The 24,857-nt window shown below is 63.5% G+C and carries 23 protein-coding genes; 9 read left to right on the plus strand and 14 right to left on the minus strand.

Annotated elements, in window-relative coordinates:
* The first annotated feature begins 3 nt into the window (after positions 1-3).
* Genes ACZ48C_RS21225 through ACZ48C_RS21235 form a run of 3 tightly spaced genes read left to right on the plus strand, consistent with a single transcriptional unit; the run spans position 4 to position 1,550 of the window.
* Positions 4-756: an SDR family oxidoreductase gene (locus tag ACZ48C_RS21225; protein ID WP_318912802.1), complete on the plus strand. Its 753-nt coding sequence runs from the start codon at positions 4-6 to the stop codon at positions 754-756.
* Positions 757-792: 36 nt separating this feature from the next.
* Positions 793-1,107: an NIPSNAP family protein gene (locus ACZ48C_RS21230; RefSeq protein ID WP_119255013.1), complete on the plus strand. Its 315-nt coding sequence runs from the start codon at positions 793-795 to the stop codon at positions 1,105-1,107.
* A gap of 23 nt (positions 1,108-1,130) precedes the next feature.
* Complete coding sequence (locus tag ACZ48C_RS21235) at positions 1,131-1,550, plus strand: GlcG/HbpS family heme-binding protein (RefSeq protein WP_119255014.1); 420 nt, start codon at positions 1,131-1,133, stop codon at positions 1,548-1,550.
* A 19-nt stretch (positions 1,551-1,569) separates the two neighbouring features.
* Here the strand turns inward: ACZ48C_RS21235 and ACZ48C_RS21240 are convergent, their stop codons facing one another.
* The 11 genes from ACZ48C_RS21240 to ACZ48C_RS21290 all read right to left on the minus strand — a co-directional run bounded on the left by ACZ48C_RS21240 (position 1,570) and on the right by ACZ48C_RS21290 (position 14,682).
* Positions 1,570-2,574: a glycoside hydrolase family 3 N-terminal domain-containing protein gene (locus tag ACZ48C_RS21240; protein ID WP_464782868.1), complete on the minus strand. Its 1,005-nt coding sequence runs from the start codon at positions 2,572-2,574 to the stop codon at positions 1,570-1,572.
* 16 nt (positions 2,575-2,590) lie between these two features.
* Entirely contained in the window at positions 2,591-3,373 is a 783-nt protein-coding gene (locus ACZ48C_RS21245; protein ID WP_464782869.1) for a DeoR/GlpR family DNA-binding transcription regulator, read from the minus strand.
* Entirely contained in the window at positions 3,370-3,993 is a 624-nt protein-coding gene (locus ACZ48C_RS21250; protein ID WP_464782870.1) for an HAD-IA family hydrolase, read from the minus strand. Before ACZ48C_RS21250 ends, ACZ48C_RS21245 begins: the two co-directional genes overlap by 4 nt.
* An 81-nt stretch (positions 3,994-4,074) precedes the next feature.
* Positions 4,075-5,655, minus strand: a complete 1,581-nt coding sequence (locus tag ACZ48C_RS21255) for a GMC family oxidoreductase (RefSeq protein WP_464783969.1) — start codon at positions 5,653-5,655, stop codon at positions 4,075-4,077.
* Between the two features lie 66 nt (positions 5,656-5,721).
* Positions 5,722-7,224: a GMC oxidoreductase gene (locus ACZ48C_RS21260; RefSeq protein WP_464782871.1), complete on the minus strand. Its 1,503-nt coding sequence runs from the start codon at positions 7,222-7,224 to the stop codon at positions 5,722-5,724.
* Between the two features lie 9 nt (positions 7,225-7,233).
* Positions 7,234-8,331, minus strand: a complete 1,098-nt coding sequence (locus ACZ48C_RS21265) for an ABC transporter ATP-binding protein (protein WP_464782872.1) — start codon at positions 8,329-8,331, stop codon at positions 7,234-7,236.
* A 4-nt stretch (positions 8,332-8,335) separates the two neighbouring features.
* The gene (locus tag ACZ48C_RS21270) at positions 8,336-9,211 is read right to left on the minus strand and encodes a carbohydrate ABC transporter permease (RefSeq protein WP_318912807.1); all 876 of its coding nucleotides are present in this window, start codon (positions 9,209-9,211) and stop codon (positions 8,336-8,338) included.
* A complete protein-coding gene (locus tag ACZ48C_RS21275) occupies positions 9,204-10,097 on the minus strand; it encodes a carbohydrate ABC transporter permease (protein WP_119255021.1) in 894 nt (297 codons plus the stop codon). The genes ACZ48C_RS21270 and ACZ48C_RS21275 overlap by 8 nt, the downstream gene beginning before the upstream one ends.
* 66 nt (positions 10,098-10,163) lie before the next feature.
* A complete protein-coding gene (locus ACZ48C_RS21280) occupies positions 10,164-11,411 on the minus strand; it encodes an ABC transporter substrate-binding protein (protein ID WP_464782873.1) in 1,248 nt (415 codons plus the stop codon).
* Between the two features lie 59 nt (positions 11,412-11,470).
* The gene (hisD, locus tag ACZ48C_RS21285; protein ID WP_464782874.1) at positions 11,471-12,784 is read right to left on the minus strand and encodes a histidinol dehydrogenase; all 1,314 of its coding nucleotides are present in this window, start codon (positions 12,782-12,784) and stop codon (positions 11,471-11,473) included.
* Positions 12,785-12,879: 95 nt separating this feature from the next.
* Positions 12,880-14,682, minus strand: a complete 1,803-nt coding sequence (locus tag ACZ48C_RS21290) for a thiamine pyrophosphate-binding protein (RefSeq protein ID WP_464782875.1) — start codon at positions 14,680-14,682, stop codon at positions 12,880-12,882.
* Between the two features lie 452 nt (positions 14,683-15,134).
* Here ACZ48C_RS21290 and ACZ48C_RS21295 point away from each other — a divergent pair, with 452 nt between their 5' ends.
* Entirely contained in the window at positions 15,135-15,758 is a 624-nt protein-coding gene (locus ACZ48C_RS21295; protein ID WP_464782876.1) for a hypothetical protein, read from the plus strand.
* 13 nt (positions 15,759-15,771) lie between these two features.
* Here ACZ48C_RS21295 and ACZ48C_RS21300 read toward each other — a convergent pair whose 3' ends face one another.
* Positions 15,772-16,599, minus strand: a complete 828-nt coding sequence (locus ACZ48C_RS21300; protein ID WP_119255026.1) for a helix-turn-helix transcriptional regulator — start codon at positions 16,597-16,599, stop codon at positions 15,772-15,774.
* Positions 16,600-16,762: 163 nt separating this feature from the next.
* Between ACZ48C_RS21300 and ACZ48C_RS21305 the strand changes: the two genes are divergently transcribed.
* Together ACZ48C_RS21305 and ACZ48C_RS21310 are read left to right on the plus strand one after the other, a co-directional pair.
* On the plus strand, positions 16,763-17,710 hold the full coding sequence (locus tag ACZ48C_RS21305) for a Gfo/Idh/MocA family protein (protein WP_464782877.1): 948 nt from the start codon (positions 16,763-16,765) through the stop codon (positions 17,708-17,710).
* 23 nt (positions 17,711-17,733) lie between these two features.
* Positions 17,734-18,618: a sugar phosphate isomerase/epimerase family protein gene (locus tag ACZ48C_RS21310; protein ID WP_464782878.1), complete on the plus strand. Its 885-nt coding sequence runs from the start codon at positions 17,734-17,736 to the stop codon at positions 18,616-18,618.
* Between the two features lie 109 nt (positions 18,619-18,727).
* Here ACZ48C_RS21310 and ACZ48C_RS21315 read toward each other — a convergent pair whose 3' ends face one another.
* On the minus strand, positions 18,728-19,429 hold the full coding sequence (locus ACZ48C_RS21315; RefSeq protein WP_464782879.1) for a GntR family transcriptional regulator: 702 nt from the start codon (positions 19,427-19,429) through the stop codon (positions 18,728-18,730).
* 106 nt (positions 19,430-19,535) lie between these two features.
* Complete coding sequence (locus tag ACZ48C_RS21320; protein WP_318912815.1) at positions 19,536-20,657, minus strand: branched-chain amino acid ABC transporter substrate-binding protein; 1,122 nt, start codon at positions 20,655-20,657, stop codon at positions 19,536-19,538.
* Between the two features lie 314 nt (positions 20,658-20,971).
* Between ACZ48C_RS21320 and ACZ48C_RS21325 the strand changes: the two genes are divergently transcribed.
* Genes ACZ48C_RS21325 through ACZ48C_RS21335 form a run of 3 tightly spaced genes read left to right on the plus strand, consistent with a single transcriptional unit; the run spans position 20,972 to position 24,802 of the window.
* A complete protein-coding gene (locus tag ACZ48C_RS21325) occupies positions 20,972-22,381 on the plus strand; it encodes a glycerate kinase type-2 family protein (RefSeq protein ID WP_464782880.1) in 1,410 nt (469 codons plus the stop codon).
* Between the two features lie 2 nt (positions 22,382-22,383).
* Positions 22,384-23,658, plus strand: a complete 1,275-nt coding sequence (gene eno / locus ACZ48C_RS21330) for a phosphopyruvate hydratase (RefSeq protein ID WP_464783970.1) — start codon at positions 22,384-22,386, stop codon at positions 23,656-23,658.
* Between the two features lie 22 nt (positions 23,659-23,680).
* The gene (locus ACZ48C_RS21335; protein ID WP_464782881.1) at positions 23,681-24,802 is read left to right on the plus strand and encodes a tyramine oxidase subunit B; all 1,122 of its coding nucleotides are present in this window, start codon (positions 23,681-23,683) and stop codon (positions 24,800-24,802) included.
* The last annotated feature ends 55 nt before the right edge of the window (positions 24,803-24,857 follow it).

Here is a 24,857-nt window from a genome sequence, read left to right on the forward strand (position 1 = left end):
ACCATGCGTCTTGAAAACAAAATCGCAATCGTCACCGGCGCAGGCGCTGGTATCGGCGCGGCCACCGCAGAAGCCTTCGCCCGTGAAGGCGCGAAGGTCGTCGTCGCCGACTTCAACGGCGATGCCGCCAGGTCCGTCGCCGGCAAGATCGGCGAGAGCGCAGTCAGCATCAAGGTCGACGTCCGTGACAGCGGCGAAGTGAAGGCGATGGTGGAGCTCGCCGTCTCGACGTTCGGCGGCCTCGACATCATCGTCAACAATGCCGGGCGCGGCATGATCGGCACCGTCGAGACGACGGCTGAAGACGACTGGGACGACATCGTTGCCGTCAATCTCAAGGGCGTCTATCTCTGCTCGAAATACGCGGTTCCGGCCCTCCGGGCCCGCGGGGGCGGCAGCATCGTCAATACCGCTTCCAACATCGTCACCTTCGGCATCAAGGATCGCGCCGCCTATGTCGCCGCGAAAGGTGGCGTCGCTGCCCTCACCCGTGCGATGGCGCTCGACCATGCCGTGGACAAAATCCGCGTCAACTCCGTCGCCCCCGGCGTCATCTGGTCGAACTATTACGACAAGATGCTGAAGGAAGTCCCCGATCCGGACGCCTTCGTGGCCGGCCTCAAGGCGCGCTCTCCGATGGCCGAACTCGGTCAGCCGGACGACATCGCCTTGGCCATCCTCTATCTGGCAAGCGATGAATCCAAATTCGCGACCGGCTCGATGATGACTGTCGACGGCGGCGCCTCGGCCTGGTGAGCCGACGGCGATACCAACGTACTCACGGAAAAGACCATGCTTCTCGAAGAACGGGATTACCGGATTCGCGCAGGCTTCCTCGGCGAATTCATGGAAAACTATATGAAACTCGGCTTGCCGATTCAGCGCGCGCATCTTGGTGAGCCGATTGGTTTCTTCACGTCCGAAATCGGAGAATTGAATCACTTCATCTCCATGTGGCGCTGGACAGACCTCGCGGAACGGACGATGAAGAGGGCGCACATGCTGGCCGATCCCGGCTGGGGTCCCTATCTCGCCAGCATCAAGGGCCTGATCGACACCCAAGCGATCCGGATCCTGACCCCGACGTCCTTCTCTCCCCTGTCCTGAACGACCGAAGAAAAGCGAAAACCATGAAGTACACGAAAGAAACCCTGGTCCTCACCCACTCCGGCGCGATCGAGGCCCTGTCAGCCGCCGTTAAGGCGGCGGAGGAATTGTCCGTTCCCCAATGCATCTTCATCGTTGATTGCAGCGGCGAAACCATCGCAAGCATCCGGATGGACGGAGCGAAGTATCTGAGCATGCACACGGCACGCGCCAAGGCACGCACCGCCGCATCGATCAACGCGCCGACGGGCTCCATGGCATTCGAATTCGGCACATCTGCCGGGGTCGCATCGCAAGGCGGCGTAACGCCATTGCCCGGTGGCCTGCCTATCCGCTTCGGCGGGAAACTTGCCGGCGCGATCGGCGTGGGCTCCGGGACAGGGGAGCAGGACTTCGCGGTCGGCCGCGCAGCTTTGGTCGCCATCGGTGCGGACGCTGTCTGATCAAAAAATCAGATGAGAGCTAGCCACCTCCGGCAATTTGTCTGACACGAGCGGCAGCGTCGGCAAGTCGCTGCCGCTTGATGTCGCCGCGCAGTGCGGCGGCCGCTATTCCTTCGGATAGCGCGCCTAGATGAGGCCCACCCGCGACGAGCAGCAGATCAGCACCCGCATTCAGCGAAGCTATCGCCGTTTCAAGGAGTGATTGGCCGCGCAGGGTGGCTGGTGCGTCCAGATCGTCGCTGACGACTAGACCGTTGAATCCCAATTGAGACCGCAGCATAGCCATAACGGCCGGCGAGGTGCTCGCTGAATTGTTTCCGTCTATCGCGGCGACAGGTGCCGGCCCTGTCATGATCGCCTTTGTCCCAGCCTCGATAGCGGCCTTGAACGGCAGCATGTTGTGGAGAATGCGGTCGAGCGGCGTCCCCAGGCAAACATCTGTCAATGCGGGGTCTTCTGCCAGATCGTTGAAACCTGGAAAATGTTTCGTCACCGCTGTGATGCCGGCGGCCTGGACACCCGTTACAAAGGCTGAAACCAGCCGGGCCACAGCTTGCGGATAAGAGCCCATCGTGCGTGCTCGCAGCCAAACGTTTTGGCCGTCGATGATGTCGGCGATGGGCGCAAGGAACATCGACACACCGAGTGCGCGAGCGCCCTGGGCGGTGATCCGGCAGCGTTCTGCAAGTGTATCCGGAGAGAGTGTATGTGCCTCGTCGAGCGTCGGAAGCGGTGGAACCAAGCCAGCGAGCCGCTGGATACCGCCGAGCTCCTGATCGACCGCGACGATCAGGTGAGGCGTTACGGCCTGAAGCGCCGCGATCGATGCGCGAAATCCGTCCGGCGTTTCGCAGGCCAGCCTTTCTGTCGACATCGCCCGGGCAACATACTCCGCACGAGTCTCGCCGATCAGGACGGAGCATCCTCCCTCCTTCAGAAAGGGCACCATAATATCCAAGACATCGAGCGTATCGAAAGCCGGCAGAAGAACCGCCCTTGCATCCCGATCGATTGAGGCACTCATCGTCGTCTCCGCAGTTTCAGACTATTTCGACATCGACGCCGGCCTCGCGAACGGCATCGAGAATGGCGGTATCCTTGGTGCCGGTGAAAAGCGTCGACACAGCGGATACCGGCGCGACTTCATAGGTCGCGGCCTGTCCGAGTTTGTCGGCAGTCGCCAGAAGCAAGGTCTTGTTGGCGGCACGGATCATCGCCGCCTTCAGAAGTGCGTCCTCGTAGTCGTCGGCACGCAGCGTCAGGTCCTGGGCGACGCCGCAGGTGCCAAGGACGCAGTAATCGACACGCAGTGCACGGACGGCGCCGATGGCAGCGATGCCGGTCGCGCTACGCGTCAGCCTGCCAAGGCGGCCACCGAGCATGACCACTTCAGCATTCGGATGGTCGAGCGCCGCCGCCGCGACATCGACAGCCGCCGTGATGATACGTACGGACAGCGTCGCCGGAAGGGCGCGCACGAAACGGACGACCGTCGTGCTCGTATCGACCAGCAGCGTAGCGCCGTCGGGAATGACAGCCGCCGCAGCCCGGCCAATCGAATGTTTCTCTTCCATGTGAAGCGTTTCGCGGCGCTGGAAATCCAGTGCCGGCGTCACCAGCCGCGCCGCGCCGCCGTGAAACCGCTGCACCAGGCCCGCATCGGAGAGATCGCGCAGGTCGCGGCGGATCGAATCCTCGGAAACGCCGAATTCCTGGGCAAGTTCGGCGGCAAGCACACGTCCGCTGGCATTGGTCTTTTCAAGGATGACCGCCTGGCGCTCCTCCGGGGACAGAGCCGCGAGTTCCCTCTTGCCGCCGGTCATTCCACGGCCTCGGCGGCAAGGAGCCCGAGCGCGATCAAGCGGGCTTCCAGCGCTTCGGAATTGCGGAAATGCTCGGTGTGAAAGCCAAGCGCCGCAGCAGCCGCAACGTTCGCGGCATTATCGTCGATGAAGAGGCAATCCTCGGCGCGGACGCCTGCGCGCTCAAGGAAGCGCTCGAAGATCGGCGCATGCGGCTTGATGAGTTTTTCGCGGCCGGAGACGATGAGGACGTCGAACGACCCGAGGAAGGGGAAAATCTCCTGCGCTCTCGGATAAGTCTCCGCCGACCAGTTGGAGATCGCATGGACGGGAACGCCGCCGGCCTTCAACCGGCCGAGAAGCCCTGCGGTCCCCGCGACCTCACCACCCAGCATTTCATGCCAGCGCAGCCAATAGGCTTCGATCAGGTCAGCCTTTTCGGGATGTTTCGCCACGAGTTCCGCCACGCCCGCGGCAAAAGGGTGGCCGGCATCGAACTGTTCGTTCCATGCCGGGGTGCAGACCTCCGCCAGGAAGGCCGAAACCGCCGCCTCGTCCGCCATGAGCTGGCGGTAAAGATAGGCGGGATTCCAGTCGATCAGCACGCCGCCGATATCGAAGACCACGATAGTTGGATTCATCTTTTTGCCCTTCACGCACGAACCTGCAGAATTAATGCATGAACACGCATAAAAACGCAATAATGCGCAAGTCAAAAAGCATCAACCGCGCAGGAAATCCGCAGCGCGTTCACCGATCATGATGCAGACGGAATTCGGATTGCCCGAAATCAGCGTCGGCATGACCGAGGCGTCTGCAACGCGAAGTCCCTCGATGCCATGCACGCGCAGCTCCGGGTCCACCACGGCCATGTCGTCGCGGCCCATCCGGCACGTTCCGGCGGGATGGAGGGCGGCATGGGCATCCTTGACGCAGAAGGCGCGGATTTCTTCGCGCGTGCGAAGCGACGGCCCCGGCGTGTGGCGCGCCTCCACGAATTTCGCGATGGCCGGCTGCGCCATGATGTCGAACGCCGCCATCGTACCGTCCGTTATCGCGTCGAGATCGTAAGGGTCGGAAAAATAGCGGGGCGCCACGCGCGGGTTCGCGGCGGGGTCCGCGCTGAGAAGCGTGACCTCGCCTCTCGAACGCGGCCGGATCTGCCCGAGATTGACCGTGCAGCCATTGCCGCCGGGCACCGCATCGACGCCCTCCTCGATGCCCGCGCCAACGACCATGAAATACTGGATATCGGGGGTCGCTTCGTTCCTGTCGCCCCACCAGAAGGCGCCGCCCTCGATGAGATTGGACGAGGCGGGGCCATTGCGGAAGAGCGCGTAGTTGAGACCCGCGGCAGCCTTCCAGTGCAGCTTCTTGTACTTGTCGTAGCTGTGCGGGCCGTTGAGCTGGTAGACCAGCGAAATCTCGATATGGTCCTGCAGGTTCTGTCCGACACCCGGCAGGTCGGCATGGACCTCGATCCCGTGCCGCCGCATGGGTTCCGCCGGACCGATGCCCGAGAGCATAAGGAGCTTTGGCGTAGCAATCGCACCGGTGGAGACGATCACCTCCCGGTCGGCGCGGTAGACGACCTTGCGCTTGCCTTTGACACACTCGACACCGACTGCCCGCCCCTTTTCGATCAACACGCGGGTGACCGCGGTGCCGGTCTCGACGCGCAGGTTGGGCCGCCCTCGCGCCGGGTTGAGATAGGCGACGGCGGCGGAGTTGCGGCGACCGTTGCGCGCCGTGATCTGATAAAGGCCGCACCCGGCGGGATCACCCGAGTTGAAGTCCGGATTGTAGGGCAGGCCCGCCTGCTGGCAGGCCTGCAGCCAGGCGCGGGTCAACGGGTGGATATAGTCGATATCCGAAACCCCGAGTGGCCCACCGACGCCATGGGCTTCGTTGCAGAAGCGGTTGTTGTCCTCCGCACGCTTGAAGAAGGGCAGCACATCGCCGTAACCCCAGCCTTTCGCGCCGAGGTCGACCCATCGCTCGTAGTCGGCGGGCACGCCGCGGATATAGATCATCGCGTTGACGGAGCTGCCGCCGCCGAGCACCCGTGCCTGCACCATGGTCGGCGTCTCTTCACGCTCCTGCTCGGGCATCGGCTCCCAGGGAATGCGTTTCAGGAGATCGCCCTGCGCGGTCTTGTAGTAGGCACCGGGAATGTGGATGTAGGGGCTGAGGTCGCGCGGCCCCTCCTCGATCAGGAGAACGCGGACGGCGGGGTCCTCCGAAAGGCGCGAAGCGACGACGCAGCCGGTCGAGCCGCCGCCGACGACGATATAGTCGAACATATCGATCCCGGCCGAGGCGCGCGGGAAAATGCCGTGGCGCGCCGATCCCATGTCCCGAACGTTCATTCAATGCCCCCTTGTTATGGCGGTGCCGGCCTTGATGGCGAGCGCGGCGATGGTCAGCGCCGGGTTGACTGCGGCCGATGTCGGCAGCACGGATGCGTCCGTGACGTAGAGGTTCTCGACATCGTGGCTGCGGCAGTTGAGATCGACCACCGAGGTCTGCGGATCGGCGCCGAGGCGCGCGGTGCCGCACTGATGCGACGTCGTCTTGCGGCCGAAGGTATGCGTCAGCACGATCGGGAAGCCGGCCTTGCGCATGACGGCCCGGGTTTTCCCGATCAGCGCCTCGTGCGCGCGCATGTTCGAACGTATCCAGTGCATGACGATGCGGCCGTCGCGCACCATCACCCGGCTTTCCGGGTTGGGGAGGTCCTCGCTCGTCAGGAACCAGCCGTAAGCGTAGCGCGCCATGAGCCTTGCGAACCACGCCGGCGCGGGCATCGGCAGATTGGCCTTCAGGATGTTGCCGGTGATGTGCCCGAGGAGCTGGACGTTACCGAGCGGGAAGCCGTATTCATTGTCGGCGTTGTAGAAATCGTTGAACGCGATGGTCTTCTGGTAGACGCAGCTGTTGGCGGCGAAGGGATCGATCGCCAGCATCGCCGTCGTGTTGTGGTTCATGAAGTTGCGGCCGAGCTGATCCGAACTGTTGCCGAGACCGGCCGGATGCGCCTTGCTCGCCGACCGCAGGAGCAGGGTGGCGGACTGAACCGCGCCCGCAGCAACGGCGAAGCGATCCGCCGAGATGCGATGCTCGGTCGCATCCTTCCGGTAGACGGCGGCGATGACACGCCGCCCCGCCGCGTCGGTCTCAAGACGGACGACGTCGGCCCCGGTCACCAGGCTGACATTCGGATGGGCAAGGGCGCTGGCAAGCGGCCCCACTTCCGCGTCGATCTTGCCCTTCCCCGTGTTCGGGAAAGCATCCCATCCCGTCGCAGCCCGCTTCAGCCAGGCCTCGATATCGATCGACAGCGGCAGGGAGGCGGGATGGACGCCGGCCTTTTCCAATCGGCGGCGGACGGCGGCCATCGCCGGTTCGTCCGGGACCGGCGGATAGCCATAGGGCTTTTCGTGCGGCGGTTCCGTCGGATCGCCCGCGACGGAGCCACGCACCCGGAAAATCTCCTCGGCCGCATCGTACCAGGGCGAAAGCTCCTCATAGGACAGGGGCCAGCCGGGCGACGCGCCGTCCATGTGGCGGCGCGCGGCGAAATCCTCGCGGCGATAACGGTACATGACCGCGCCGAAGAACTTCGAATTGCCGCCGACATAGTAGTAGTTGCCCGGCAGGAAACTTTTCCCGTCGGTACCCAGCCATTCCTCGGAAGAGCGATAGACCCCCTTCTGGAAGATGGCGACATCGTCGCGCGCATCGGGCGTGTCCGTCAGATGCGCTCCCCGTTCGAGGATGACGATCTTGAGGCCCGAAGGCGCGAGGCTGTGCGCCAGGGAAGCTCCGCCGATGCCGGAGCCGATGATGACGATGTCTGCCGTCCCGGTCATGGAAGTTTCTCAGTCGATACGGGTTTCGGTTTCGCTGTCGAAGAGCACGATCTTGGACGTATCGACCGCCAGCCCCGCCTCCTTGCCCGCATGGGCCTGCCGGGGCGGAAGCCGGGCCGTCACCTCGACGCCGCCGAGCTGGAAGACGGCAAGCGTGTCGGGGCCCGTCGGCTCTACGACGTCGAAATCGACGGTCAGAGCCGGGGTGCCCTCTGTCGCAATCGAGAAATTCTCCGGGCGGATACCGACCAGCACCTTCCTGCCGGCATGGCGGCGCAGAGCCTCCGGGGAAAGGGAAATGCCGCCGATGCGCGCCGCCGGCCGCCGCGCGATGTCGATCACCACCGTCGCCATCGTACCCTCGGCCTCAAGCACTGCCGGCACGATGTTCATTGCCGGGGAACCGACGAAGCGGGCGACATAGACATTGGCCGGCCGGTCGTAGACGGCCTGCGGCTCGTCGAGCTGCTGCACCACGCCGTCCTTCATGACGGCGACGCGCGTGGCGAGCGTCATCGCCTCGATCTGGTCGTGCGTGACATAGACGATCGTCGTGCCGAGGCGGGCGTGAAGGCGCTTGATCTCGGTGCGCATGTCGACGCGCAGCTTGGCGTCGAGATTCGACAGGGGTTCGTCGAAGAGGAACAGCTTCGGCTCCCGCACGATGGCCCGCCCCATCGCGACGCGCTGGCGCTGGCCGCCCGAGAGCTGCGAGGGCTTGCGGTCGAGGAGGTGGGTGATCTGCAGGAGGTCCGACGCCGTCTTCACGGCCTTGTCGCGGTCCGCCTGGGCGATCCGGCGGATCTTCATGCCGAACTCGATGTTCTGCCGCACGGTCATCGTCGGATAGAGGGCGTAGGACTGGAACACCATGGCGATGTCGCGGTCCTTCGGCGACAGGTCGTTGACGGTCTTTCCGGCGATGCGGATCTCGCCGCCGGTGATCGTCTCCAACCCGGCGATCATGTTGAGCAGCGTGGACTTGCCGCAGCCGGAGGGGCCGAGCAGCACGAGGAAATCGCCGGTTCCGATGGAGATCGACACCTCCTTCAGAACCTCGAGCTGGCCATAGGCCTTGCGGACGCGATCGATTTCAAGAGTGGACATGAGCTCAGCCTTTCACGGCGCCGGCCGTCAGCCCGCGGACGAAATAGCGGCCCGCGACGATATAGACGACCAGGGTTGGGATGGCGGCGATCATGGCGGCGGCCATGTCGACGTTGTATTGCTTGCGACCGGTGGTGACGTTGACGATGTTGTTGAGCGCCACCGTGATGGGGCTGCTGGAGCCCGACGTGAACGAGACACCGAAGAGGAAATCGTTCCAGATCTGCGTGAACTGCCAGATGCAGGACACGACGATGATCGGGATCGAGGTCGGCAGGATGACGCTCCAGAAGATGCGGAAGAAGCCCGCGCCGTCGACCATCGCCGCCTTGGTCAGCTCGTCCGGCAGCGACACGAAGTAATTGCGGAAGAACAGCGTCGTGAAGCAGATGCCGTAGGAGGCATGCACGGCGACGAGGCCGGGGATGGAGCCCGCGAGCCCCAGAAGGCCGAGCGTGCGGGCCATGGGAATGAGGATCGCCTGGTAAGGCAGGAAGCAGCCGAACAGCAGCAGGCCGAAGACGAAGTTCGCGCCGGGGAACTTCCACTTCGTCAGGATATAACCATTGATCGCCCCGACGCCGGTCGACAGCGCCACCGCCGGGATCACCATCAGCAGCGAGTTGACGAAATAGGGTTTCAGACCCGTGCACTCGGTGCCGATGCAGGCTTCGGACCATGCCGCCCGCCAGGCATCGAGCGTGATGGCCTTCGGCAGGCCGATGAAGGAGCCGCCATAGATCTCGTCGAGCGGCTTCAGCGACGTCACGACCATGACCCAGAGCGGCATCAGGTAGACGAGCGCGACGACGAACAGGCAGCCGTAGACGACGAGGCGGCCGAGCCGGACCTTGCCGGAGCGGGAGAGGACGTCAGTCATTGTTCTCGCTCCTCAGTTCGGAATAGAGATAGGGAACGATGATGGCCGCGACGGTCATGAGCATCATGACGGCGCTCGCCGCGCCGACGCCCATCTGGTTGCGCCGGAAGGTCGCGGAGAACATGAAGGTCGAGGGCAGCTCGGTCGCCGTGCCCGGCCCGCCATTGGTCAGAGCCAGCACCAGGTCGAAGCTCTTGATGGCGATGTAGCTGAGGAGGACGACGACGCTCAGCATGGCGGGGCGCAGCATGGGGATGATGATCTGCCGGTAGATCAGCGGCAGCGAGGCGCCCTCGATCTGCGCCGCCTTGATGACGGAATTGTCGATACCGCGCAGGCCCGCAAGGAAGATCGCCATGGCGAAGCCCGAGGACTGCCAGACGCCGGCCACCACGACGGTATAGATCGCCATGTCGGGATTGGTGATCCAGTCGAAGCGGAAATCCGTCCAGCCGAGATCGTTGACGACCTTCTGGATGCCGAGGCCGGGATTCATGATCCATTTCCACGCCGTTCCCGTCACGATGAAGGAGAGCGCCATCGGATAGAGATAGATCGCGCGCAGCGCACCCTCGGCCCGGATATTCTGGTCGAGAAGGATCGCCATCAGCAGTCCGAGGCCGGTGGAGAGCGCCAGGAAGAGCGCCGAGAAGATGAAGAGGTTGGCGACGGCGGTGTGCCAGCGGGGCGTCGCCCAGAGGCGGACATATTGCTCGAGGCCCACGAAATCATAGGTCGGCACGAATTTCGACGAGGTCACGGAAATCACGCCCGTCCACAGGATGAACAGGTAGACCGTGACGATGACGACGAGCAGGCTGGGAGCGACGACGAGGCGCGGTAGCCAGCCTGCCAATCGCGAGGACATGCGCGTAGAGGCGCTCATGGGTCAGCTCCGATGGCGGGTATTGTGGAGGAGCCGGCGAGCCGGCCCCTCCTGACGGCGGTGGGATCAGCGGGCGTTGTCGATGCCGGAGACCAGCATTTTCACCGCGTCCTCCGAGCTCATCTTGCCGACGAAGAACTGGGCGGCGACATCGCTGAAGACGGAAGCGAATTCCGGCTTGGCGGCAAAGCCATGCGTCATCGCGCCCTGCATGCTGCCCTTCTCGACGGCTTCCGCGCGCTCCTTGAAGCCGAGCTTGGCGCAATCGTCGAAATCGTCGACCGAAACGTCGCTGCGCGCCGGGATCGAGCCCTTGATGAGATTGAAGTCCTTCTGAACCTTGGGGTCCATGATGGTCTCGGCAAGCGCGGCCTGCGCCTGCTGTACGGCCTCGTCCTTCACGATGAACATGCCGAAGCTGTCGATGAGATACTGGAAGGAAGTCACCTTGCCGGGCGTCGCGAAGCAGTAGAAGTCCTGATTGGGCTTCAGGCCCTTGGCGAGGAATTCGCCCTTGGCCCAGTCGCCCATGAACTGCATGGCCGCCTCGCCGTTGATGACCATGCCGGTGGCCACGGCCCAGTCGCGGCCGACGAAATTGTCGTCCACGAGGCCGCGGACCTCGCGCAGCGCATCGAACACCTTGACCATCTCCGGGCTTCCGAGCGCTTCGGGATCGAGGTCGATCGCCGTCTTCTGGTAGAATTCCGGCCCGTTGATGTCGGACAGCAGCGCGTCGAAGATGATGCCGATCTGCCACGGCTCGTCACCCATTGCGATCGGGACGATGCCCTTCTCTTTCAGCTTCTTGCCGGTCTCGATCAGCTCGCTCCAGCTCTTCGGCACGGCAACGCCCGCATCGTCGAAGAGCTTCTTGTTGGCCCAGACCCAGTTCTGGCGGTGCATGTTGATGGGCGCGGCGATGAAAGCATCGCCCGAGGTCACGAAAGGCAGGAGCTGCGGGGCGAGCGCCGCGCGCCAGCCGCCTGCGGTGGCGAGGTCGTTGAGGTCGCGCACCACGCCCTGCTCGGCCCATTGCACGCCTTCCCAGCCGAGGAACTGCATGGCGCCCGGCGGGTCGCCCGCCGTCAGGCGCGCACGCAGCGCCTGCTGCGCATTGGCGCCGCTCATGCCGCCGACCGCCGAATCCTTCCACTGGAAGCCCTTGGCCTCGAGATCCTTGCGGATGACGTTGAGCGCCTCCACCTCGCTCTGCGAAACCCAGTGGTGCAGAACTTCGATCTGGCCTTCCGCCTTTGCGGCGACGGGCATGAGCATGGTCGCCGCAAGCGCTGTGGCGATAAACTTGGACATGGTTTCATCCTCTCTGGTTGGTTTGATCGCGGCCCCTGGCGGGCTCTTGTGCGTGTCGGTTAATTGGGCTCGACCGGCATGGCGTATCCGACGTTCTTCCCGCCGTAGCGGCGTACGCGGATGTTGGCTTGCTCGGCATGGCCGGAAAAACCTTCCATCAGGCAGAGCCGCGAGCTGTAGGCGCCGATCATGGCGGAGGCTTCGTCGGTCAGGATCTTCTGGTAGGTGCAGGTCTTGAGGAACTTGCCGACCCACAGGCCCCCGGTGTAGCGGGCCGCCTTGTTGGTCGGCAGGGTGTGGTTGGTGCCGATCACCTTGTCGCCGAAGGCGACATTGGTGCGCGCGCCGAGGAACAGCGCGCCGTAGTTTCTCATGTTGTCGAGGAAGTAGTCCGGATCGCGGGTCATCACCTGGACGTGCTCGGAGGCGACGCGGTCGGCCTCGGCCAGCATCTCCTCGATCGTGTCGCACAGGATGATCTCGCCGCAATCCTCCCAGGCCTTGCCGGCGACGGCTGCCGTCGGCAGGATCTTCAGGAGGCGCTCGATCTCGGCGAGCGTATCGCGCGCCAGCTTTTCGGAATTGGTGATGAGGACGGCCGGCGAGTTGACGCCGTGCTCGGCCTGGCCGAGGAGGTCCGTCGCGACAAGCTCGCCGTCGACGCTGTCGTCCGCGATGACCAGCGTTTCCGTCGGGCCGGCGAAGAGGTCGATACCGACGCGGCCGAAAAGAAGGCGCTTGGCTTCCGCCACATAGGCGTTGCCGGGCCCGGCAAGCATGTCGACCGGCGCGATCGTCTCGGTGCCGTAGGCCATGGCGGCGATCGCCTGCACGCCGCCGAGGCAATAGATCTCGTCCGCACCGGCAAGGGCCTGAGCCGCGACGATCTTCTGAGCGATCTTCCCCTGGAAGGGCGGGGCGCAGGTGATGACGCGCTCGCAGCCGGCAACGCGCGCCGTCAGCACGGTCATATGAGCGGAGGCGAGCAGCGGATATTTGCCGCCGGGCACGTAGCAGCCGACATTCTGGACCGGAACATTCCGGTGGCCGAGGATCACGCCCGGCAGGGTCTCGACCTCGATGTCCTTCAGCGCCGCCCTCTGGGCTTCGGCGAAGCGGCGGATCTGGTCCTGCGCGAAGTCGAGGTCGGCGCGTTCCTGTACCGTCAAGGCATCGATGCAGGCGGCGATCTCCTCTCTGGTCAGGCGATAGGAGTCGCGGTCGAACCCGTCGAAGCGGACGGAGAGTTCGCGAACCGCCTTATCCCCGCCGTCCCTGACTTTGGCGAGAAGCGCCTCGACCGCCGTGGTGACCGCACTGTCGGCGCCGCCGTCCTGGGTGATGGCCTTGGCTGTTTTGATGTGCCGGATCATGACAAAGTCTCTTCGTTCACGGTCGCCGGTGGCGCCGCGTCATCCATGGTCTTGGGAGGGAAACGAGGGAGGCAGCGCCTCCCCCGAGGTTTCGATCAGAGGTGCTGTTCGCGGGCGCGCATCTCGGCGTAGGCCGCCTGCTCCTTCTCGTAGTAAGCCGGCGACGGGAAGTCCCACCAGCCGGTGGCGAACGGGCCGGCGGCGTCACGCGAGACAATGACCTCGACGAGGGCCGGGCCGCCGCATTCGAGTGCCGCCTTCAGGGTGCTCTCGAGATCCTCGTCCTTCTCGACCTTCCAGGCCTGAAGCCCGAAGGCCTTGGCGGAAGCGGCGATATCGGCCGAATAGGGCGCACCGTTGCCGGCGTGATGATTGAACTCGGAGGCGATATGGCGGCCCATGAACTTGCGCATGCCGCCACGGATCGACATGTAGCCCTGGTTGTTCAGCACCAGGAAGACGACATTGATGCCATTCATGACCGCCGTACCCATCTCGGGCAGCGACATCATGAAGTCGCCGTCGCCGACGATGGCCACGACCTGCCGGTCCGGGCAGGCGAGCTTGGCGCCCATAGCCGCCGGCACCGCCCAGCCCATCGGCGAATAGGAACCGGAGGTCAGGTGCGTGCGCGGCTCGTAGACCGGGAAGCTCTGCTTGACCGAGCCCTGCGTGTTGCCGGAACCGACGACGACGATGCCGTCGCGATCGAGCACCTTGCGCAGCGCCACCAGCGGACGCTGCGAGGTGAAGGGCGTCTCGCGGCTGTTCTCGCGCGGCTCGACCTGGGCGCGCCAATCGGCCTTGGCCTTCTGCACATCGGCGAGGAACGGTTCGCGGCGGGCGAGCATCTTCTGCGAGTCCGTATCCGAGATCAGCGAGAGCAGCGCCTCCAGCGTCACCTTGGCATCGGCGACGATGCCGACCTCGGTCTCGTAGTTCTTGCCGATCTCGCGCGGATCGAGGTCGATATGGATCAGCTTGGCCGAGGGGATCGAGAAGGAGACACCCTTGGCATAGGACGAGGCCGACCAGTCGGTGAAGCGGCAGCCGACCGAGACGACGACATCGGCCGAGGCGGTGATCTTGTTGCCGCAGGTCGTACCGGTCTGGCCGACGGCGCCGATGAACAGCGCATGATCTTCCGAAACGGCGCCCTTGCCGTTCCAGGTGATCGAAACGGCGGCGCCAAGCTTTTCGGCAAGGCGCGTCAGTTCAGCCGAGGCGTTCGCCGTGATCGCGCCGCCGCCGGCGACAATGACCGGGCGCTCGGCGGCAAGAAGAACCTTCAGCGCCGCTTCGACGGCCTTCGGATCCGGATAGGCGACGCCGACCGGCAGGCGCTTGCCGAGCGGATGGATCGTGACATCCGCTGCCTCGACCTGGACGTCCATCGGGACCTCGACATGAACCGGACCCGGGCGGCCCGTCAGCAGTTCGCTGAAGGCGCGATGCATGATGCTTGGGAGGACCTGCACCGAATTGGCCTGCCAGGCGCGCTTGGTCACCTGCTCGGTGATGCGCGGGAAGGCGTTGTCCTGCTGGCGCTCCAGCTCCTGCATGGTGCCGTGGCCATGCATGTAGGTCTGGGGCGAGCCGGAGACGTAGAAGAGCGAGGTGGAGTCGCAATAGGCCGTCGCAAGGCCGATGATGGTGTTGGCAGCGCCCGGACCGACCGAGGTCGAGCAGGCCATGGGCTTGCCGGAGGCGCGGTAATAACCGTCGGCCATATGAACCGCGCTCTGCTCGTGCATCACCTGGATGAACGGGATTTCCGAGCCTTCCTGCAGGAAGGCGTCGAACAGCGACCAGATGCCATGGCCCGGCACGCCCGCCACATATTCGACGCCGTATTCCTTCAACGCTTTCGCGACGACTTGGCCACCTGTCAGTTTCATGTGATCGACCCTCTGAAATCTTGTTCTGTGGTAAGCAGAAGACCGTCTCCAGGTACGGTTTCCAGCGATGGGCCTATTCTTCGGCGGAGCGAGGTGCGCCCGCAAGTTCGCAGCCATCGAAACACTGACGCGAGATGACGCACTTCCAAAGCAGCTCTGCTTCATGGATCGTGTTTGTGCCGGCGACATCACGGTCGCGGCGGCCGATTTTCGGCACTCCGCGCCACGGCGGAACGGCGAACGGAAAACGGCCCTGAGAGAAGCATCATTCGCAAAGTGAAGCTGGTATCGCGTCATCACGCGAACAAATTAATTGCGGCGCGCACTTTTTCCGAAGCGCGCGCTATGGCTTGCTCGGAGCACTTTCATACAACAGGGACGCCGCCGTGCAGAACCTAAGCAGAGATTTGGCCTTCGCGGACGATTTCATTTCCGCAACGCTGGTTGAGAACGTGGCCGACTACGACGTGGCGGACGCCGTCGTGGTCAATATCAGCCCCTCCCCGATGGTGACGGGCGACGAGCATCCTGCCATCGTGCCGGCCTGGAAATCCACCTGGCTGAAGGGGGGCCGCATCCGCTCGGCCGAGCGGGCGGCGATCATCAAGGTCGTCAACCCCACCAATCTCGGCGGCTGCATGTTCCGCGGCTGGGACTGGCTCGGCAACCGCATCCGCAGCTTTCCGCGCGATACGCCCCTCTACATCTCGGCGCAGGACGAGATCGGCACGGTGACCCTCGACCCGCGCGTCTTTACCAACGAGCGCGCAAGAGCGGAAACGCCGCAGGTTTTCACGCTGAAGCTCAATCTCTGGTGGTCGCCGGGCGATACCGACTGCTTCATCCACAACGAGCACCCGTTCCTGGAAACGCACACCCAGATCCACGGGCTTGGGCGCATGCAGAAGTTCAAGACGCGTGACGCCGCGACGCTTTATGAAGACGTCGTGATGCCGATCGGCTATTCGCACGATCCCTTCTGCCGGGTGACGGGCGAGAACCAGTGGACCTATCCCTGGCACCGCTACTATGCGGATACCGACAGCGTATGGCTCGCCGTCGAACTGCATCCCTGACGCGGAGGGGCCGTCAGCTCATCTGGATCATGTCCGAGCCGTCTCCAAGGTATTGTAGCGCCTCGCGCGGGATTGCGGGGTCGTTGCGGTCGAGAACCGTGAGGTCTTTCAGGTGATCGCGCCGCAGGAGCCCGGGGCCGCGATAGTGCAGCGCCACCTTCGTCGAATAAGGCTGGCGAAAGACCGTCGCGGCAATACCGCTGGAAATGCCGAACATGAACTTCTTGGCATTGCGCTTGACCTGCGCATAGACGCCGAAAGTCAGTTCGTTCGATTGGATGCCCTCGAAATCCGCCGTGAAGAGACGATCTGCAACAGGGAAGCAGAAGCCATAGTATTTGAAGACATATTCCGTCTTCTTCGGATTGTCGAAGCTCGGGAAGCGCTCGACGTAATAGTGCTGGAGGAATTCCTTGTTGCGGTAGATGCAGAAAGCGGAACGCAGCACGAAGCCCTTGTAGATCGAGGAGAACTGGTAGCGATCATAGACACCGACGATGTCATCGTGATCGACGCTGTTGTTCTCGACGATCATGTCCGAGACGAAGCGGGAGAATTCCGGCAACTGGCGGGCCGTCGCCATCGCGTGGAAGAAGTTGCCTTCGACGAGCGTGCGGAACTCCTCCGGATCGGTGAAAAGCATCGGCACGCTGAGGCCGAAGTAATTCGCGATGATCCGAAGATTCGCGGTCGACGGTACATGGGCGCCGGACAGGTACTTGTTGAACTGCTGCCGGTTGACGTTGATCTTGCGGCACACCGCCGCGACCGATCCATGCTGCTCGCAGAGCGTTCTGAGGTTGGCCGCCAAGGCGGCACCGTCCCGACCAAGATGTTCCATTAAAGCCCCGATACCTGACGCATTATGACGCTATCCTTACTTCACATCGCTAATGACTTCAATCATCTGCGAAGTTGTGGCGCGCGGCCTGCGCGATCAATCTTCAGATGAAGGACGAGGAGGAGCCGGGGTGCATTCCAGGCAGGAATTTGGGTGGTCGGTCATGGGCACCGGCACGATCGCAACCGAGCACATGGTTGCGGCGATCCGCGCCGCCGGCCATCAGCCGCTGTGGGTCGTCAGCCGCAACCGGCAATATGCCGCGCACTTTTCAAACGACATGGAAATCCCCGGCATCGCCGTCGATGCACGGCGAGCGCTGGAGGATCCGTGCGTCGGCTTTGCCTATGTCAGCGCCGCCCGGGAACGCCGAAAGCATTACATCCTCGCCGCGGCGAACGCAGGCCGGCATGTGCTTTGCGACGGGCCGATCGCCAGAAACTGCCGCATCGCCGATCAACTCGCCGATGCGTGCCGGAAGGCGGGCATCATACTCGCGCTCAATCAGCCGCTGCGCGCCCTCTCACCCCACCAGACAATGCGCCGGTTGGCACAGGAAGGCGAAATCGGCGCGCTGCAATCCGTCCTCATCGTCCGCGGCGCACCTTTCCAGCCACCGCCCAACCGCCATGCCGAGGAGACGGTGGACCGGAAGGAAGCGCTTTTCGACCACACCATAGACAGCATCGATCTCGCGCGCTTCCTCACCGGCCAGGAGCCCGCCACTGTCTCGGCACTCGCCGCCTGCGACCAGCGGGCCTATGCGATGCGCCTCTCCGGCGGTGCGATCTTCCAGTCCTACGAGAGTTTCACCACGGCCGAATTCGAGAGCGTCGTGATGCTTGCCGGTGATCGCGGCACGCTCATCGCCAACGGAACGCTCAGCGGACGAGGATCCGGCACGCTCGTGCGACGGCTGAACGGCCGGAGCGAACTCATCCCGGTGCGCGACCGCGACCAGCACCTCACCACGGTTGAGGCTTTTCTCACCCTTCCCCAGAAACCGGCGACATGGATGGCGCTCGGAGAAGACAACGTGATTGCCCTTCGCGCCGCCGAAGCCGTGCGCACCGCCCAAAACAGACACCCGGCTCTCATAGCCGGCACATGACATCAGTCCGAGGAGGTCAAATCATGCCCCGCACCCAAAACCAGCTCATCTACCATTCGATGGCCTCCAAGCCGAACACGCTCGCCATCGACATCGAAATCGCCAAGAGCCGGGGTTTCGACGGTCTCGAAACCTCTGGCGCGAAAATCGCAGCATTCCTCGACGCCGGCTTCAGCAAAGAGGAACTGAAGGAGCGGCTTGGCGGCCTCGCCCTCCCCGGCATCGGTTTTCTGACCGATCTCGAGCGACAGGGCGAAGGTCGAACGCAGATGCTGCACGAGGCGGAAGCACTCTGCGCCCTCGCCTGCGCCGCCGGCGCGAAGGGCATTGAAGCCATCACCGGCCCACTCGACATCAGGGTTTTCGAGGCGGGGGCTGCGGAGCGCTATCCGGGCCTCTATCGCGGCCTCATCGACCTGCCGACGGCGGAACAGACTGAATTGACGGCGGCCAATCTCCGGGCGGTCGCGGATATCGCTGCCGCCCATGGGCTGCTCGTCTACCTCGAAGCGCTCTCCTGGACACCTCTTAACAACTTTGAAGCGCAGCTCCGGATTCTAGATCGCTGCAAGCGGGACAATGTGCGGCTCGTCATCGACTTCTGGCATTCCTACACGTCCGGCGACACACCGGAGCATATTTCGCGGCTGGACAAGGAACTGATCTATGGCGTGCATCTTTGCGACTCCCTGCCTTTCACCGGCGGCATTCCTGACGAGCCGGTGCTTCGCGATGTGCCGACCGGCCAAGGCGTTCTCAACCTGCAGGAGTGGGTCGATGCGGTGAAATCGACGGGCTATACGGGCTGGTGGAGCTGCGAACTCTTCTGCAAACGCCAACACCAAGACAACAGCTTCGCTGTAGCAGCGGATCTCAAGAGTCTCATGGAGAGCCTTATCGCCGAGTGATAAGGCGATCGCCATCGTCGCTTCATGAACGGCTCCCGCTCGTGAAGCTTGCCGGCCGTCCGCCGCGCGAGGTACCGATGGTTTGCGCGGAGACTTCAGGCGGCCGGGCTCATGCCTGATCGAGCTTCTGCAGGTGCTCCACGAGGATCGCACCTTCCAGCTCGTTGTGACGGGCAGCAAATGCGACGGCGGCATCCTCTTCGCCTTGCAGAAGCGCCCGGACGATGGGATCGTGCTGGCCGACGATCTCGTCCGGGTCGAGCACCAGAGCGTCGCTGGACTGGATATAGATACGCACCTGATGCTCGATCAGCGAATATTGCTCGATCAGGCGCCGGTGGTTGGACAGGGTCACGATGGCCTTGTGCAGGTTCATGTCTTCCTGCGCGATGATCCTCTTGTTCCCCTTCGAACAGGCTGCCTTCAAACGCGCGAACGCGGAGGTGATCGCGGTGGAAGGTCCATCCGCCGCGGGCTCATTCCTCACCCGCTGCGCGACCAGACGGCTCGCCAGCGCCTCGAGGCTTGCCCGAAGCGTATAAAGCTCCCAAGCGTCATGGGCGCTCAATGTCATGACCGTCCATCCGGTATAGGGCACCTGGACAAGCAGGCCCTCCTGAACGAGCTGATGGAAGGCGGTCCTGATCGTTCCGCGCGAAACGCCCACCTGCTCGGCCATCTGGATCTCGGTAAGCCGGGCGCCCAGCGGGATGTCTCCAGACAGGATCGCATCGCGCAGCCTGTCAGCCGCCTGGGCCTCGGTGGTGCGCTTCTGCACCTTCTTGACGGTGAAAATCGAGCTCGTATCCATGACCGATGCAATACCAAATCGGGACCAGATTGTCGAACAAGAAACAATTTTGGATTCAAGGCCCTGACGGGAGAGGAACGGCTCCCCGAAGGGAGCCGCCGGAAGATCAGCCGCCGATTTCGACCGGGGCGTAGTTGCCGTCGTCTCCCTTCTTCCATTCGTAGATGACGAATTCCGGCCGGGTGAGATCGCCCTTGGCGTCGAAGCCGAGATCGCCGATGACGGTGGAGAACGGCCCGTTCGCCTTGATGAATTCGGCGAGCGTGGCCGAGTCCTTCGACTTGCTCTTCCCGATGGCCTGCGCGATGACCTGCAGGGAGGCGTAGGAATAGAGGGTATAGCCTTCCGGCTCGAAGCCCGCCGCGCGGAACTTGTCGACGATCTCCTTGCCGGCGGGATTCTTGCGCGGATCGGACGCGAAGGTCATGAGGATGCCGTCGACGGCGTCGCCGGCGATAGAGGCCAGTTCGTTCGAATTGACGCCGTCGCCCGCCATCATCTTCGCGTCGAGGCCGAGATCCTTCATCTGCCTTTTGATCAGGCCGGCTTCGGTGTGATAGCCGCCATAGTAGATGAACGTGGTTCCGGCCGCCTTCATCTTCGAGATGAGCGCCGAATAATCCTTCTCGCCGGGCGTGATGCCCTCAAGGAGCACTTCCGTGATGCCGGCCGCGTTCAGCGCCTTCTTGGTTTCCTCGGCAAGGCCCTGGCCATAGGGCTGCTTGTCATGGACGATTGCGATCTTGCCGTCCTTGAAGTTCTCCAGGATATACTTCGCCGCGATCTCGCCCTGCTGGTCGTCGCGACCGTTGGCGCGGAAGGTGTTCCACAGGCCGCGCTCGGTATAGACCGGGTTGGTGGAGGCCGGCGTGATGTTCAGCATGCCGTTTTCCGCATAGACCTCCGATGCGGGGATCGAGACGCCGGAATTGTAGTGCCCGATGACGTATTGCACGCCGTCGGCGACGAACTTGTTGGCGACGGAAACGCCCTGCTTGGCATCCGAGGCATCATCGCCGAGTACGATCTTGATCTGCTCGCCATCGATGCCGCCCGCCGCGTTGATGTCCGCGGCAGCCTGCTCGGCGCCCTTCTGCAATTGAAGGCCGAACACGGCGTTCGGGCCGGTGATGGGTCCTGCCACGCCGACCAGGATATCCGCGCGCGCTGCATGCGCGAGCCCGCACGAAAGCAGGACGCCAGCGGCCAGTCGAATATATGCTTTCATTTCACCCTCCTGAGGATACGGGCAATTGATCTGTTTGCCGCGCACGGCGCCCGCATGCGCACGCGGCGTTCATAGCGATCGGGCCGCGACTGCCGGCCGGAAACCCTCTTCGTTCGTTCCCTTCGGCTCCTGGCACACGGCCCTTCCATCGAATGGAGAAGCGCTCCATTCACACGGCAATCGATTATCGATGGTTAAACCTACTGTCAATTGATTGTTTGACAATCAATTGTTTTTCGGCCATTGGCTATGCGCAGGCAGATGAGCGACCGCCGTCCCGCCCCTCCCGGAATACGCATCGCCGAGTGTAAAAGATGAACAAAATCAGGAACTCAGAAGCATTGCTCGCACAGGGTGACGTCCAGTCACGGCGGATCGTGCTCGAAATCGCGGATCGCACGCTGGAGCGGCTCGACAGCTACCACCGCATCCGCTCCATCATGCGGATGGACGGCGATATACTCACCATCGGCACGCGATCCTGGGATCTGTCGAAGAAGCGGAACATCTACCTGTTCGGCGCCGGCAAGGCCTGCAACCACATGGCAATGGCGGTGGATCACGTTCTCGGCGACCGCCTGACACGCGGCATCGCCATCGTGAAGATCCACGAGGAGACCGACCGTTTCAACAAGACGGAAGTCCATGTCGGCGGCCATCCGCTGCCGAACGAAGAGGGTTTCCGGGCTTCGAGGAAGATGATCGAGATCGTCGATCAGGCGGGGCCGGACGATCTTTTCATCGCCGTCATCAGCGGCGGCAGCTCGGCACTGATGTCCTGCCCCATCGACGGCATTTCCCTCCAGGACGAGATCGACACGACGGACGTGCTGCTGAAGTCCGGCGCCGGCATCGTCGAGATCAACGCCGTGCGCCGGCACATTTCGGCGCTGAACGGCGGCATGCTCGCCAAACGCATTCAGGACGTTGGCGCGGAGCTGATCGGCTTCGGCATTTCCGATGCGGTCGGCTCGCCGGCGACGGGCGATATCGCCGTCCCCTATGCCGCCTACAAGAGCACGCCCATCGGCCCCGACGCCACGACGCTGGACGACGCGCGGGCGACCATCGTCAATTACGACGTCGCCGATCGCCTGCCGAAAAGCGTGGTCGACTACCTGATGAATGCGGGGCCGGACAAGGAAACGCCGAAGGCCTTTCCGGACAACACCTATTTCCTGCTCAACACGCTGCCGGATTCCTGCGTCTACGCCAAGGAAGCCTGCGCGGAGATGGGCATTCCCGCCGTCATCCTCACCTCCTTCCTCGAAGGCGAAAGCCGCGATGCGGGCACCTTCCTCGCCTCGATGGCGCGCGAGATCCAGACCTACGGCAATCCGGTCAAGGCGCCCTGCGTGCTGCTCAGCTCGGGCGAGGTCACGACGCAGATTCTCGACAATTCCACCATCAAGGGCCATGGCGGCCCCGGCCAGGAGATGACGGTCAGCTTCGCCATCACGGCCGCCAAGACGAAAGGTGCGTGCCTGCTCTCCATCGACAGCGAAGGCACCGACGGCACGGCGAAGGTCGCCGGCGGCATCACCGATTCCACCAGCCTCAAGGCGGCAACCGGCAAGGGCATCAGCCTCTACCAGGCGCTGCGCGAGCACAGCTGCTTCGAGGCGCTCGACGCCATCGGCTCCGCGGTCTTCACCGGCAATACCGGCACCAACCTCTGCGACCTCAACATCCTCTACGTCCCGGCGCTCGAGAAGGGCAAATGACCATGGAAGACAAGATTACATCCGTCCGTGCCCAGCAGATCATCGACTGCAAGTGCCGCCCGGCCGTAGAGGTCGAGATTCGTACGGAGAGCGGCGCCGTCGGGCGCGGGGCTGCCCCCACCGGCACCTCGGTCGGCATGCACGAGGCCTTCATCCTGCGCGACGGAGACCGGTCCAGCTACAACGGCCTCAGCGTCCACAAGGCGGTCGAATATGCCATCGATATCATCGGCCCAGCCCTCGTCGGCATGAACGTCTTCGACCAGCGCGCCATCGATATGAGGATGATCACGCTCGACGGCACGCCGGACAAGCACAATCTCGGCGGCAACACCATCTATTCCGCCTCCATCGCCGCCTTCCGCGCGGCGGCCGACTCGCGCCGCATGCCGCTCTACAGGCACATTGCCGGCCGCGACATCCGCACTGTTCCGGTGCCCTGTTTCAACATCGTCAACGGCGGACGCTACGAGACGCTGACGCAGGCCTTCAACGAATTCCTGATCGTCCCCTACGGCACCGACAGCATCGACTTCGCCGTCGAGATGGCCGTGACGGTGTTCCAGAAACTCGCCGAAGTCCTGACGAAACATCTCGGCCACAAGCCGCAGGTCGCGAGCTCCTACGGCTATGCCGCGCCCTCAGACGACCCGGAGGTCATTCTTGCCCTGATGCAGGAGGCCATCGACGCCTGCGGCTATACCGGCCGCATCGCCTTCGCGCTCGATTGCGCCTCGAGCGAGATGTACGACAAGGAGGCCCGCACCTATCTGCTGAAAGGCAAGCAGGTCACCAGCGACGAGCTGATCGCCTATGCCAAGGGCCTGACGGAAAAGTTCAATATGGTCTTCATCGAGGATCTCCTCGATGAGAACGACTGGGACGGCTATAGCAAGGCGGTTCGGGAGCTGACCCGCACCATCGTTCTCGGCGACGACCTCACCGTCACCAGCCCTGCTCTCCTGAAACGCGCCCATGAGTCGCGGGCCGTCGACGGCTTCATCCTCAAGCCCAACCAGGTCGGCACGATCACCGAGGCGATGGACGCCCACCGTTTCGCCAGCGAGCACGGCATGTTCTCCGTCCCCTCCGGCCGTTCCGGCGGCATGGTCGACGATGTGGTGATGGATTTTTCCGTCGGCCTCGAAGTGCCCTTCCAGAAGAACGGCGCACCGCGCTCGGGCGAGCGCATAGAGAAGCTGAACTTCCTGATGCGCGCCAATGCCGCAAGCCCCGGCTGCCGCCTCTACGACATCAAGCCCCTCCTCCGGTTCTAAATCTCAAGAAAAGGTTGTTTCCATGTATCCCAGGATCGATTTCACCTATCTCTCGGAACCCGACATGATCGCCGCCGGCGTGCTGGACGCCGGGCGCTGCGTCGAGGTGTGCGAGGAGACCTTCAGCCTGCTCGGCAAGGGCGACTACCTGATGGGCGGCGCCAACCACAACAGCCACGGCCTCAACATCGTCTTTCCGAAGGAGACGACGTTCCCGAACATGCCGGTCGCCGGTCCCGACCGGCGCTTTGCCGCCATGCCCGGCTATCTCGGCGGTCGCTTCGACGTCTGCGGCAACAAGTGGTACGGCTCGAACCACGCCAACATGGAAAAGGGCCTGCCGCGCTCGATCCTGACCATGATGCTCAACGACAAGGACACCGGCGCGCCGCTGGCCCTGATGTCGGCCAACCTCTTGAGCGCAGCGCGCACCGGTGGCGTGCCGGGCGTCGCCGCAAAGCATCTCGCCAACAAGGACGCCGAGGTTGTCTCGGTCGTCGGCTGCGGCCCCATCAACAAGGCCTGCTTCACCGCGATCATGACCCAGCTCGGCGCGGTCAGGAAGGTCGTCTGTTTCGACCTCTTCCTCGACAAGGCGAAGGAGTTCGCGAACTGGGCGGCGGCGGAATACGGGGTCGAAGCCGTCGGCGTCGACGATACCGAGGCCGGCTTCCGCGGCGCGGACGTGATCACCGTCGCAGCCTCCCGCCTGAAACCCCTGTTCTTCAAGGACGAGTGGATCAAGGAAGGCGCGACGATCCTCGTCTCCGGCCCGTTCAACACGGACGAATCCTTCCTGACCAGCGCCAGGATCGTCTACGACCATACATCCCTGCAGGAAGCCTATGTCGAGGACGCCATCGCCTCCGGCAACAAGGATGCCTATTACGGCGGCGTCATCGGCGGCCCGTTCTTCCGCCTCATCGATGCCGGCAAGTTGCCGACGCTGAAGGATTCGACGGGCCTCGGCGATGTCGTCAACGGCGAGAAGCCCGGTCGGGAGAACAGCAGGGAACGCGTGATCTTCATCGCCTGCGGCATGGCCGTCTTCGATATCAGCTGGGGCTTCGATCTGCTCCAGAACGCCAAGGCCAAGGGGATCGGCCAGAGCCTCAACCTCTGGGAAAAACCCAGTCAGGGATGATCCTCGAAGGGCATGCGTCCCACGCCGTGGGGCGCAGGTCTTTTCGTGGCGGCCC

This window comes from Shinella sp. 1A1 (assembly GCF_055379515.1).